The sequence below is a fragment of the uncultured Methanobrevibacter sp. genome, assembly GCF_900314695.1.
Classification (GTDB): domain Archaea; phylum Methanobacteriota; class Methanobacteria; order Methanobacteriales; family Methanobacteriaceae; genus Methanocatella.
Window position 1 is genome coordinate 1 of sequence record NZ_OMWD01000015.1, and the last position, 12,740, is coordinate 12,740.

General features: G+C 31.4%; 12 protein-coding genes. 8 read left to right on the top strand and 4 right to left on the bottom strand.

Going from position 1 to position 12,740, the window contains the following annotated elements:
• Positions 1-3,376: hypothetical protein (locus tag QZN45_RS06245; protein WP_296811898.1), on the bottom strand; the 3,376-nt coding region annotated here is incomplete at its 3' end.
• Positions 3,377-3,836: 460 nt separating this feature from the next.
• On the opposite strand from QZN45_RS06245, the gene QZN45_RS06250 reads away from it, so the two are divergent.
• Positions 3,837-4,967: an adhesin gene (locus tag QZN45_RS06250; RefSeq protein WP_296811900.1), complete on the top strand. Its 1,131-nt coding sequence runs from the start codon at positions 3,837-3,839 to the stop codon at positions 4,965-4,967.
• A 56-nt stretch (positions 4,968-5,023) separates the two neighbouring features.
• Complete coding sequence (locus QZN45_RS06255; RefSeq protein WP_292606913.1) at positions 5,024-5,707, top strand: MIP family channel protein; 684 nt, start codon at positions 5,024-5,026, stop codon at positions 5,705-5,707.
• Between the two features lie 20 nt (positions 5,708-5,727).
• On the opposite strand, the gene QZN45_RS06260 is transcribed toward QZN45_RS06255, so the two are convergent.
• On the bottom strand, positions 5,728-6,420 hold the full coding sequence (locus QZN45_RS06260; RefSeq protein ID WP_296811902.1) for a nitroreductase family protein: 693 nt from the start codon (positions 6,418-6,420) through the stop codon (positions 5,728-5,730).
• 88 nt (positions 6,421-6,508) lie between these two features.
• On the opposite strand from QZN45_RS06260, the gene pyrH reads away from it, so the two are divergent.
• Genes pyrH through QZN45_RS06285 form a run of 5 tightly spaced genes read left to right on the top strand, consistent with a single transcriptional unit; the run spans position 6,509 to position 9,376 of the window.
• Positions 6,509-7,186, top strand: coding sequence for a UMP kinase (gene pyrH, locus QZN45_RS06265; RefSeq protein ID WP_292880259.1), 678 nt, complete (start codon positions 6,509-6,511; stop codon positions 7,184-7,186).
• A gap of 8 nt (positions 7,187-7,194) precedes the next feature.
• Complete coding sequence (locus QZN45_RS06270; protein WP_296811905.1) at positions 7,195-7,983, top strand: TatD family hydrolase; 789 nt, start codon at positions 7,195-7,197, stop codon at positions 7,981-7,983.
• Positions 7,984-7,998: 15 nt separating this feature from the next.
• Entirely contained in the window at positions 7,999-8,190 is a 192-nt protein-coding gene (locus QZN45_RS06275; RefSeq protein ID WP_292606902.1) for a DUF2116 family Zn-ribbon domain-containing protein, read from the top strand.
• 9 nt (positions 8,191-8,199) lie between these two features.
• Positions 8,200-8,523 carry a heavy metal-binding domain-containing protein gene (locus QZN45_RS06280; RefSeq protein ID WP_292606900.1) on the top strand — a complete coding sequence of 108 codons (324 nt, stop codon included), beginning with the start codon at positions 8,200-8,202 and terminating at the stop codon, positions 8,521-8,523.
• Position 8,524: 1 nt separating this feature from the next.
• Complete coding sequence (locus QZN45_RS06285; protein ID WP_292606898.1) at positions 8,525-9,376, top strand: hypothetical protein; 852 nt, start codon at positions 8,525-8,527, stop codon at positions 9,374-9,376.
• A 15-nt stretch (positions 9,377-9,391) separates the two neighbouring features.
• On the opposite strand, the gene QZN45_RS06290 is transcribed toward QZN45_RS06285, so the two are convergent.
• Together QZN45_RS06290 and QZN45_RS06295 are read right to left on the bottom strand one after the other, a co-directional pair.
• Positions 9,392-10,681 carry a TIGR02710 family CRISPR-associated CARF protein gene (locus QZN45_RS06290; RefSeq protein WP_292606896.1) on the bottom strand — a complete coding sequence of 430 codons (1,290 nt, stop codon included), beginning with the start codon at positions 10,679-10,681 and terminating at the stop codon, positions 9,392-9,394.
• A gap of 70 nt (positions 10,682-10,751) precedes the next feature.
• On the bottom strand, positions 10,752-11,570 hold the full coding sequence (locus tag QZN45_RS06295; protein WP_292606892.1) for a sulfite exporter TauE/SafE family protein: 819 nt from the start codon (positions 11,568-11,570) through the stop codon (positions 10,752-10,754).
• A 32-nt stretch (positions 11,571-11,602) separates the two neighbouring features.
• On the opposite strand from QZN45_RS06295, the gene QZN45_RS06300 reads away from it, so the two are divergent.
• On the top strand, positions 11,603-12,730 hold the full coding sequence (locus QZN45_RS06300) for a hypothetical protein (protein ID WP_296811909.1): 1,128 nt from the start codon (positions 11,603-11,605) through the stop codon (positions 12,728-12,730).
• The last annotated feature ends 10 nt before the right edge of the window (positions 12,731-12,740 follow it).

A 12,740-nucleotide genomic window follows, 5' to 3' on the forward strand; every position in this document is an offset into this window, starting at 1 on the left:
TAGCCAAATCAGAAGCCGGAGAAACATCAATTATTTCAGAATCATTATTATTACTCAAATCATAATCAAACTCACGAGCACTAACAGAAACATTATTTTCGACAGTACCAGTCTGATTAACCATAGTAATAATATCCAATTGAATATCCTCATCAGGATTTAATTTATTTATTGTCCAAATACCAGTTTTAGGGTTAAATTTACCACTGCCATTATCAGCAACCCAAATCAAGGATTTAGGAAGGACATCATTCACAACAATATCATGAGCGACATCAAGACCATTATTTCTAACAACAATACTCCAAGTCACACAGTCCCTATAGTTCGGATTACTTTCATTTACAGTTTTTACAACCTCCATATCACAAGCAGGATTGATTAATACCGATGCATTAGCACGGTTATTGGACAAATCATGATCAAATTCGTTTCCAGTAACATTAGCAATATTGACAAAACGGCCAGTATTTTCAACTTTACAGATTATTTCCAAAATAACACTCTCACCAACAGCAAGTTTATCGATGTTAATAACTCCATTGGAATAACTACCTTTCTCCAAAACAGAATCAACATAAACAAAGCCATCAGGCAAGACATCAGTCATAACAACTCCAGTTGCAACATCAGGACCATTATTAGAAACAATCAACCTCCATCTAACCAAATCATTGAAATTAGCCTGAGACACATTAACATGTTTAACAATAGCCAAATCAGAAGCCGGAGAAACTTTAATTATTCCAGAATCATTATTATTACTCAAATCATAATCAACTTCCTGACCGGAAACTGAAACATTGTTTGTAATTACTCCTGTTGCATTTACACGACAAATGATTTTTAATCTAGATTCCTGATTAACATTAAGAGTACCAATGTTCCATATTCCAGTGATATGGTCATAATTTCTATCGTTGCTAATCCAAATCAAAGATTTAGGAAGAATATCTTTTGCCACAACGCCATGTGCAGTATCCGGACCATTATTTTTAACGACAATAGTCCATTCCACCAAATCATTATAATCTGGAAGTGAATTGTTAACCATCTTTTTTACTTCCAAATCAGATGTTGGAGGAACAATAATGCTAGATTGATCATGATTGTTAGTTAAATTAATGTCAAACTCTTTAGAAGTCACATTAGCTTTATTAACTATTTCACCAGTTTTATTAATTATGGCAAAAATATTAACAATCTTTTGCTCACCAACATTCAATTCACCAATATTCAATATACCTGTTGCAGGATCATATTTTCCACCACTGTCATCACGGATATAAATTAATCCTTCAGGCAAAATATCAGTTACCACAACGCCGGTTGCTTTATTTGGACCTGCATTTGTAATGTTTAATGTCCAGACAACAACATCTTCAAAGTTATAATTATCTGAATTAGAGGATTTCTCTATTCTGCTGTCTATCTTAGGAGAAACTGTGAAAGTTGTCCTATTGGTTATTGCTTTATAATAGGTATCTTCAAAGTGTTTTGCAGTTACATAGTATTTTCCAGGTTGTAAATTGTTTAATTCATCTGAAACTTCACCTAAATAATTAGAATTCAATGTCTTATTGTAAACAACAGTGCCGTCATCTTTTTCTACAGTCAATTCTATTTCCATGTTATATTCACGATCATCCTGATATAATCTCCCATCATTTGTTGCACCATTAATCGGATTTTCATTATCAATTTTGATTTTAGAATAGCTTGCAGCATTGTAGATTGCATTTGAAACAGCCAAATTATTATATTTTGCAATATTATTTCCACCATGAATGATAGATTTGATTTCTTCACTATCTCCATAATAAATATCATTGGCAAAAATTGGCAATGCATAAACCCATGCCTGATTCTGATACATAGTATTATTGACAAATATTGATTTTTCACTGAATTTATCCAAGTAAACGGCACTACCATTTCTTGCAGTATTATAGTAAAACTCATTATTTTCAATGTTTGTGTTGGTACTGTTTACATAGATTGCACCACCTAAACCTTCATTGTATTTATCTTTATCCGGAATTGCACTATTATTCCTAAATGAAGAATTAACAATGAATGTATTTTTTCCTTTGGTAAATACTGCACCACCATCAATTTCAGCAATATTACCATTTAAAAATGAATTTTTTAATGTGACTGTAGTAGCTTCCATATTCAATGCGCCACCATATGTTGATGCATAATTATCATTGAATTTACAATTATCGAATTCGATATTAAATCCACATAATTGAACTGCGCCACCCAATGGGGCTTCATTTTCAATAAATGTACAATCATTAATTTTTAAATTCATTGAAGGATAAAAACCAAGACCTGTAGATAAGGCTCCTCCATATTCTGAAGCCTTGTTGGATATGAAAATACAATCATTCAATTTCCCAGATGCATGATATGTTAACGCTCCACCCTCATCAGCAGAATTGTTAATAAATATGCATCCTCTATATTCTACACCATTACGGATGCATCCTGCACCACCATGAGTATGACCACCTTTAGAAGTTACATAATTGTTGGTGAAATTACAATTTGAAACAAGTCCATTACAATTTGGCTCATCCATACCTATTTGAATCGCACCCCCATAACAATCACTTCCAACAGTATCAATAACCCGATTAGATGTAAACAAACAATTAATTACTTTTGAATTCTTTCCAAATAACCCTAAAGCACCTCCTGCTATATTTGCAGTATTTGAACTAAATTTACAATTTTTAACAACCGTATTTACCGCAAATGATGAATTATACCTACTACTTACTCCTGCACCACCTGTAGAAGCATGGTTATTTTCAAAAATACAATTATCGATTACAACATTATTGCCTTCAATATATATTCCCCCACCTCTACTACGATTACCATTAATAAATTTTAGATTGCTGATAACAGTGCCTGCAGCCGCACTTTTAATCGAAAAAATCCCTACCGAATTTTTACCATTGAGAGTGGCTGAAGACGATGATGTTATCTCCAATTTTTTATTTATATAAATACCATCATTGTCATTTTTAGATACGAAACTACCTTTTAAAATAATTTTATCATCAGCGCTTGCCTTATTGATCACCTCTTGAATATCACTAAAACTACCGCCATTCAATGTATATGTTTTAGCAGTTAAAATTTCATCTTTTTGATTATTGTCCAAACTTAACAGTTCATTTTGAGAATTTTCTAGCGTATCTTCAACATCTAAACCAATTTCCATTTCACTACTATTTTCATTTAATTCAACAGCATATGAATTGTCCATATTTAATCCAAATGCTGCAAATACTAAACAAACAAATAGCATCGAAATTAAGAAATTTTTGCTAATTGCTATCTTTTGAGTTTTTTTCAACATTTTATCACCTAAGCGAGGACGATGACAAATACCATTAATTAACAAAAGCTATTAATTAGCAATTAAACTTTTTACCTTAATTAAAATCCTAAAAAGAATGTCCCATCATTATAAAATTTAAAACAGTTCCAAAATCATTAGAAAAACTATTCATTAGCCCCCTAACACAAATATTTTTTTATAAACATTTGCCCAAAGTTTAGAACCATAATAATTTTACAAAGTAAAATAAACTTTTTTAAAATCTTGCTAAATTTACCTTAAAATAAAAGATAACCTCCTTTAAATCCTCAAAATCATTATTAAACTTCAATTTATTTAAATTTTTTCTAAAAAACGATAGCAATTTCTTATTTTAAAAAAATATGCCATTCAAAAATAAAAAACATAAAGTGAAATAAAAAAAATATTTTATCTATGAAAGAGAAATAAAAGTATAATAAAAGTTAAGGTAAGAGACATGAGGAAAAAAATCGCAATATTAATAATGGCATTACTATTAATTGCACCAGTTATACAAGATGTAACTGCAACTAAAACTGTTTTTATCACAACAGACAATATTGTTGATCATGATTTCGATGTAGGATTAATAACAGCCATTAAAAACTACGTACAGGAACTTAGCGGTGGAGAACTTCAAGTTGTAATTGATAATCAAGCCCCAGCTGCCGGAGAAGGTTATCGGTCGATTGAAGTAACAAGTGATGCAAGCATAGATTTAGCTGCATCAGATGCTGGAAATTATATACAATTAGCAAATTATAGTGCACATTCCAATAAACAAATTGTTTTTGTCAATATAGGAGATTATGACTTAGATAACTCTTCAAACTACCTCAGAAGAGCATGGGATGACAATTATACCAATGAAACTATTGCTGGAGTGCATGACCCTGGAACACTTCTTAGAAATTCAGGAATATTTTATGTACAACCTGCAAAAGAATTCCCAGACAAATACAAAAACGGCATTTTAGACAATTATGATGATGAAATGGCTAAACAGATTGCTCAAGAAATTGTTGGCATCATCAATACCCATGATAATGATACAAAAGTATTCAGCGAGGATCTGGTTGTTAAAAATAAAATTAGCCCTGCAGGAATGGCAAATGCAAGCAAAGAATTATTGAATAGTGGTGATAAAGAGTTTAATGGGACCTTCGGAGCATACACTGCCCCACAATTATTATATCAAACCAGTTCCTATTTAAATGGTAATGGATTAGATATTCCAAAAACTTTCAAAGAGCCTGAAAATCCAATGGGCGTTTCAATATTTGCAAAAGGATCATATTCAATTTCTGATTATTTCAAAATGGGAGGAATAGTTAGAAATTATATGGACGAACATGGTCAAGCCCCTGACTCAATTGAATATGAAGGTGCACAAATCAGTTATTATGATTTATTATATAACTTCGCAAAAATAACTCAAAATCATACAGACAGTGCACATATGGGCTTTGAAAATGAATATCAGTTTGAAAAAGTAAATAGTTCATTCTTACTGGATGCATTCCCATTCATATTAGTATTATTCATATTATTCCTTGCGTATTTAGTTTATAAACGAATAAGAAGATAATTTTTAATATCATAAAAAACAAAATTTACATTTTAAAAAAAATAGAGGGAAAAATTATGAAAAGATATATAGCAGAATTAATCGGAACAATGGTTCTTGTATTATTTGGATGTGGAAGTGCAGCAATTGCAGGTTCAGTTTTAGGAAATCTTGGTATTGCAATGGCATTTGGATTATCAATTGTAGCAATGGCATACGTAATTGGCGACATATCAGGATGTCACATCAATCCAGCCGTTTCAATAGGTATGTGGATAGATGGCAGAATGGAAGCAAAAGACTTAATAATGTACATTGTATTCCAATGTATTGGTGCAATTATTGGTATTGCACTTCTTGCAGCTATTATTAACTCATCAGCATACCTTGGAGGATATGCTACAACAGGATTAGGTCAAAACGGATTTGGAATGGCATCAAGTGTTGGCCTTAATGTCGTAGGTGCAATTATTGTAGAAATTATCTTAACTTTTGTCTTTGTATTCACCGTTCTTGGCGTTACCAAAAAAGTGGAAAATGCAACTATTGCAGGTATTGTAATAGGTTTAACATTAGCATTTGTACATATTATGGGAATTCCGTTAACTGGTACTTCAGTTAACCCTGCACGTAGTTTAGCTCCTGCATTATTCATGGGCGGTCAAGCTCTCCAACAAGTATGGGTATTTATTTTAGCACCTATAGTTGGTGCAGTAATTGCAGGATTACTATACAAAGGTTTAATTTCAGAGGATGCATAATCCTCTAACTTTTTTTATTTTCAAATTTTTATACTTCCAGTATATGTATAACCCTTAATCTCTTCAAAATCAGTTTTTATTTTAAAATCAAATGTTTTTTCATTAGCAACATACATATGAGCCAATGCGATTCCCACATCAATAGGATTCCACTTTTTAAGAACTTGACGCTTTAATATATTCTGTCTGATTTGATATACGTCAAAGCCATCCCCAGTATGTTTAAAGTACCAAGGTTGCGAATTGATAGCTGACGGCGCTAATCGTGCAGGTTCCAATCTATCATCATCGTTGTCACTGATTTTGGATAATTTTTTTCTTTTGAAGGAATTAACTTCCCTTGATTTGTCATTAGACTTTCCAAATGCAATTGCAATTATGAAATTAGGATCTTTCTTCTTAACTGATGCCATTCCAACCCAACAGCTTCCAATATCAATACTCTGTAAAAAAAGGGAAACCTGCTGAAAAACAAAACCAATATTTTCAAGATAATTTTCCTTTTTCTCGGAATATAATGTCAAGTAATATGGTGCTTTCCAACGAGTCTTAATGTTGAGTTCATTTTTTTTAAGAATTTCATACCTGTAATCGATTTTCTCATTTAATGGCTTAACATTGGATATGAAGTCATGAATAGGCCCCATATCAATGGCTTCATCAACATACTTGCGACAAGATTTCCTAAGATATATCTGATTGACTAAATTCATTGAAAATCACCTTATATAGAACTTTATAATTAAAACAATATAAAATTTAAATAATATTGAATTGATACATTATAAATAAGGTGAATTTATGAAAATTGTTATTGCAATTGGAGGATCAATATTACTTAAAGAATATGATTGTAAAAAATTCCAAGAGTACAGTGCTATATTAAAGGATTTATCTAAAGAACATGAATTATTCGTCGTTGTTGGTGGTGGAAAGCCTGCAAGAGAATACATTGGAGTAGTTCGTGATTTAGGTGCCGGTGAAGCACAATGTGACGATATAGGAATAGAAGTTACAAGAATTAATGCAAAATTATTATTGTCTGCACTTGGAGATGCAGCATATCAAAGAGTTCCTCACAACTTCCAAGAAGCTTTGGAATTCTCAGCAAGTGGAAAAATTATTGTTATGGGTGGAACCGAACCTGCTCACAGTACCGATGCAGTATCTGCAATTCTTGCAGAATACATTAATGCAGACAAGTTAATTAATCTTACTTCAGTCGATGGAATGTATACCAAAGACCCTAACAAATTTGATGACGCCGAACTTGTTCCTGAAATTTCAGCAACTGATTTGCTTGAATTTTTAAGTGGCAAAGATGTTAAAGCAGGAACTTACGAATTCTTTGACACCACAGCTGTTCAAATGATTAAAAGATCCAATTTAGAAACTGTTATTACCAATGGTTTTGAACCTGAAAACTTAATTAAAGCAGTGAATGGCGAAGAAATCGGTACTAAAGTAATAAATGAATAGGTGATTAAGTGGAAAATCTCATTGATATTGGTTTAAACCTAATGCACTCCTCTTTTAAAAAGGACAGATTGGAAATAATCGAAGAAGCCAAAAAAGTTGGAGTCACCCAGTTTATCATTACTGGAACCAATGTACATTCAAGCCATATGGCTGCAGAATATGTTTCAAAATTTCCTGGAACATTATTTTCAACATCAGGAGTTCATCCTCATGATGCAAAGACTTGCAATGGACATACTATCAATGAATTAGAAAAAATAGCTAAAAGCAAAAGTGTTGTGGCCATCGGAGAATGTGGTCTTGATTACAATAGAAATTTTTCACCACAGGATTTGCAAAGAAAATGGTTCGAAGCACAAGTTGAATTAGCTGAAAAATTAGACATGCCTTTATTTTTACATGAAAGAGAAGCACATAAAGATTTATATGATATATTAAAAAGGCATGACGATGTTGTCGAAAAAGCAGTTGTCCATTGTTTTACAGGAACAAAACAAGAAGCACAAAATTACATTGATTTAAGTTGTAGCATAGGTGTTACTGGATGGATTTGTGACATGAAAAGAGGAAGAGACCTGCAAGAGGCAGTGAGTGTTATTCCTCCCGAAAAATTAATGATTGAAACTGATGCACCATTTTTAATACCTAAAAACTTTGATAAAAAACCTAAAAAAAATAGAAACGAACCGAAATATTTACCACATATCCTCGAAACAATTGCACTTTGCATGGGCCTTGATGCAGAAGAACTCGCAGTTCAAGTTACTAAAAATACAAAAGAATTTTTTAAAATATAAAATGGAGATGAAAAAATGGCAGTAGAACCTCATAAACATTGTCCTATTTGTGGGACACCAATACCTTTAAACGAACTTGTATGCTCACCAGATTGTCAAAAAGTTTGGGATGCAAGATTAAATCAAAGAAAAAGATCCCAGATAATATTATATGTCGTTATTGCAATATTCTTAATAATTTGGGCATATTTAACATTTATGAAATAAGTGATAAATATGATTTTAACATCCTCAAATACCCTTGAAAATAAAACAGTTATAGAATATAAAGGATTAGTTACTGGAGAGTCATTAATTGGTTCCAATATTTATAAGGATTTATTTTCAGGTGTTCGTGATGTTGTAGGTGGGAGAACATCCAGATATGAAGAAGAAATCCAAAAAGCACGGGATATTTCCTTAAACAGTATGACTGAAAAAGCTGAAAGTTTAGGTGCAAATGCAATTATTGGACTTAAAATTTCTTATGATAATCTTGGCGGTACCATGGGAAACACCATTCTTGTTACAGCTTATGGTACTGCAATAAAATACGAATAACATGGAACTTAATAGAAAAGACCTTACTAAAAACGAAAAGCTAAAAGCAGTGCTTTGTATCAGTTTTGGTACAGGAATAGGGCTTATTGTTTATGGAATCTTTTTATATTTTCACATTGATATATACGGATGGAATTTAGGTTTAATTTTTGCACCGTTAGCAGCAGGTTATGCTGAAACCATTTTGGCAAATAGAATCCTTGGTGAAGATATTGGAGCAATAAGTGCTTTCATTCTTTTTATTGATACTACTTTTTACAGTTTTATTTTGAAAAATCCAACATTGGGATGGAATCTCATAACTATAGGATCAGTATTAGTTATTCTCCAAGCAGCATTCCCAACATTAATCAATTATATCCTTTTGGTTGTTGTTGGGGGAATTCTTTCAAATTTCATAAAAACAATCAAAAAATATGAAAGGAAAATTCAATCTGCCATTAAACATCAGCAATATGTTAAATGGGACGGACCTGATGTTGAAGAAGAGGAAGAATTGATTATAACTTATGATGAAGATGAGAGTAATCGAAAAATCAATGATTTGGATTTTTACTTCATAACAAGTACCGATATGCAATCTAGAAAACATGAAATAATGGGAATTTATCAAACCGAGATTATTCTGGATAAAGACCGAAGAATTATTAAATTAGAACCTGAAAAAGCTGAACAAAAAGTTCTTTCAAACATTAAAGAAGGAAAAGATGAATGCTTAATCAGACTGGCTGAAAAAATTAAAAAAGATGGTGGAAATGGAATTTTAAATCTATCAATGACCTATAACTTGATTGGATTAGGCGGTGAAAATATCCAAGTTACTGCAAGAGGAGTGGGCATTAATATTTTATGAATATATAATCCGATTTTATAATTGATTATATTCTAATTTTAAATCAAATTTAGCGAATTCTGTTTCATTTAAGAATTTCTTCATATCCTTATCTAATTTTAAAGCCAAATCAACAACAATACCTAAAAAATTATCAAAGTCTTCCTTTGATTGTGAATCTAAACCATGAGCTAAAATGGAATTATTCCTTTTTTGAGTCAAATCTCTAATCTTATTTTCATTATCAATATAATATTTACCAAGCTCATCGCCCAATTCATTAAGTAATAGGAAATCGGCAGTTAAGCCAATTCTTATTTTGCCATCCTCTCTCATTTTTTCGAGATAATTGATGAAATCTTCAGATACATTCTTTTCTAAAAGAATTGAAGTATCTATATCCGAACTTTGAAGGTTATACTTGGACAATTTAACTTGAGCAATCAGTTCAAATGATCTGTATAAACGAGCTATAGCATCATCATATTTATATTCAGCCGCTTTTCTTTTAGAATTGTTAATTAAACATGCAAGCACATAACAATTTTTCAAATTTAATGACTTTGAATTGACAATAATACCTAAAGCCCTTAAATTTTTCTCCAATTTAACTCTGACTTCAATAAATTCTCGATAACTCATATCAACTTCTTTCAAATAAGCATATGCATTTTCAAAGTCCATGTTGTCCCAGTAATAATAGGATTTACAGAGATTTAGAAAAGAGTCTTTAGGAATTGTTATATCTACAATGCGTTTTAAACCATCAATACAAGGCATAAATCGATTAGAATTGAAATTACGTCTAGCCCTCATTATTGAAATTCTATCATATATTTTATACAAATTCTGATAGTTTATTATTTCAGTTCCCAAAGAAACATCACCTTTAGTTCTGTCCCCACTGACAGAAATTAAATCCTTACTATAAAACATTCCACAACAGGCCATAGCTGCAGACATTGTTTTAGTTCCGGATGTGTAATCCATTATAATTTGATATTCCTTGGTTATATCCATATCCAATTCCCATATTTTAGATTCAAATGTTTCAAAACAGGTGTTGAAATCATCAATAGCATCAATAGGAACAATCTCATAATCATCATCCACTATGAATTCATCATTATCATTTACAAATAACTCTTCAATATAGTTGATTGTTTCCCTAGATTTTTCAGATGCAAAAAATACAACTTTATTGGGATATATTTTAGTTATTGTGGAATATAACTTTTGGGCAAGTAATTTAAAACCTCCGTCATCAGAGTTTGAATCGGTTCCAGTTCCTACAATCATAAATAATATAACTTCTTTTCTTTTCATATTATCACTAAAACAATTATAATTAAATATTTTATAATTTTTCTTTAAAAAATTTATGGAATTAGCAAAATTATGGTAAAATACCTAACATTTTCAAAGCCATATACATTACCAAAATTGAAAATACAATTTTCAGTTTCTTTTGGGGAACTTTATGGGCAAATTTTGCACCGACCGATGCTAGTGGAACTGAAAAAGCAGTAATTAAAACAAAATTAATGATGCTTACATAACCTATTGAATATGGAAATGTATTAACTCCCCATCCTGAAACAACATATGATAAAAATCCACCAATTGCAGTTAATGAAATGAAAATCGATGATGTTCCAATAGCTTCAATCATTGAAAATCCTAAAAGAGTAGTAAGAATAGCTATTAAAAATATTCCCCCACCAACACCTAAAAGTCCTGATGAAAATCCTACAGCCAACCCTATAATGGCTGTTGAAAGCAAATTAAAAGGTATTTTTGAATCTTGTCTTTCTTTATTAATATTTATTATGTTATTGACTGCTATAAACAGCAACAAACAGCCAAAAATTATTTCCAATATTCTTGATGGCAATCCAGATGCTACAAATCCACCTATAACCCCACCAATTATTCCAAAGATTCCCAAACGTAATCCTGGCTTAATGATATTATCCATTGTCCTAGTATGCCTATATGCTCCACTTAATGATGTTGGAACAATTATTGCCAAACTAGTTGCTAATGAAATAAGCATTGCCAAATCCGGCTCGACTCCAATGTATTTTAACAAGAAATATTGTAGGGGAACTATAATAAATCCTCCACCAACACCCAAAAGACCGGATGCAAATCCTGCACAAATACCAATTAAAATTAATCCTATGAAATACTCGATTGGAAACATGAACATCATTTATTTAAACTATTAATACTTAAATTATTGTAATGAAAGTTAATAAAACTATCATAATTGGATTGATATCTATAGTGATTGGAGGAATAATCCTTACAAGTGACATTCTTAATCCAATTATTAGACCCGTTACACACTTATTTTTAATGGGATCCTCAAAAGGAAAGGACATTCTCTTTTTTGGTCTTTTAGGGTTGTTTTTGATAATACCCCAATTAATTAAAAAGAATTATGATTCTGAGAAATACCTTCAGATATCAATGGGAATCGGTTGGCTTTTATTAATTTTGGGAATTGCTCTTGAAGTCATGTTCAGACAACAAATGGGAATTAAACTTAACACTGTTTTTTGTTCTATGTCTAACACAATGAGTTCTACAAGCATTTTGCATACCCACCTACTAAAGTCAATTATTGGAGCCCTTATAAGTCAAATTATGGGACCTTTTGTTCAAAGTAACATCAATACTGGCGTTGGCCTATATTCATATGTTCCAAGTTTTGGTTTTTTAGTGATTCTGATAATCCCCGCATTATTTGTCACATTAATTTTAGCAATTAGAAATCGTCCATGGTTTACAAGTTTACTTTTAGCTTTCTTTTCAAGCTGTCTAATTATCGGAGCCATAGATGGAGGATTATTCGGAACACCCGCATTGGTTGGAATTTTAGGATTATATTTAGTATATAGAAATGGATTCTATATGAATTATATTCTTTACACCGTGTTAAGAGATAAAAATTCACTTGAGAAAAACGAAGAAATTCAGCCAGTTTACCGGAATCGTGGATTTAAAGAATGGAGATATATATTTAATAGATTTCTAATTTGGTTTGTAGTGGTTGGAATAATTATCCTAAGGATGAGCGTTGGAGTGGCTGGTGCTGAAACCGATTATTACACAGTAGACGTTGTAAACCCCACAGACAACATTGATTTGGGAGACATTAATTTAAAAGTCATTGAACAAAAAAATTATACCGATTCAAATAAGACCACATATTATATCGACCACAACTATAATGAAATGGAACTTATAAATGATTTGAAGCATCCGCTGAAGAATTCTTGTGAATATTATACTGTAACCTGGAATATCTTCTCTTATCTTGAGGATTACCCTGAAATTAATAGATATAGTTTTATATTACAAAAATAATTTAAATATA

What these genes read in the sequence shown, in the direction of transcription:
- QZN45_RS06250 (WP_296811900.1), top strand. Translation starts at nt 3,837, where the DNA reads ATGAGGAAAAAAATCGCAATATTAATAATGGCATTACTATTAATTGCA.
- QZN45_RS06255 (WP_292606913.1), top strand. Translation starts at nt 5,024, where the DNA reads ATGAAAAGATATATAGCAGAATTAATCGGAACAATGGTTCTTGTATTA.
- QZN45_RS06260 (WP_296811902.1), bottom strand. Translation starts at nt 6,420, where the DNA reads ATGAATTTAGTCAATCAGATATATCTTAGGAAATCTTGTCGCAAGTAT.
- pyrH (WP_292880259.1), top strand. Translation starts at nt 6,509, where the DNA reads ATGAAAATTGTTATTGCAATTGGAGGATCAATATTACTTAAAGAATAT.
- QZN45_RS06275 (WP_292606902.1), top strand. Translation starts at nt 7,999, where the DNA reads ATGGCAGTAGAACCTCATAAACATTGTCCTATTTGTGGGACACCAATA.
- QZN45_RS06280 (WP_292606900.1), top strand. Translation starts at nt 8,200, where the DNA reads ATGATTTTAACATCCTCAAATACCCTTGAAAATAAAACAGTTATAGAA.
- QZN45_RS06285 (WP_292606898.1), top strand. Translation starts at nt 8,525, where the DNA reads ATGGAACTTAATAGAAAAGACCTTACTAAAAACGAAAAGCTAAAAGCA.
- QZN45_RS06290 (WP_292606896.1), bottom strand. Translation starts at nt 10,681, where the DNA reads ATGAAAAGAAAAGAAGTTATATTATTTATGATTGTAGGAACTGGAACC.
- QZN45_RS06295 (WP_292606892.1), bottom strand. Translation starts at nt 11,570, where the DNA reads ATGATGTTCATGTTTCCAATCGAGTATTTCATAGGATTAATTTTAATT.
- QZN45_RS06300 (WP_296811909.1), top strand. Translation starts at nt 11,603, where the DNA reads ATGAAAGTTAATAAAACTATCATAATTGGATTGATATCTATAGTGATT.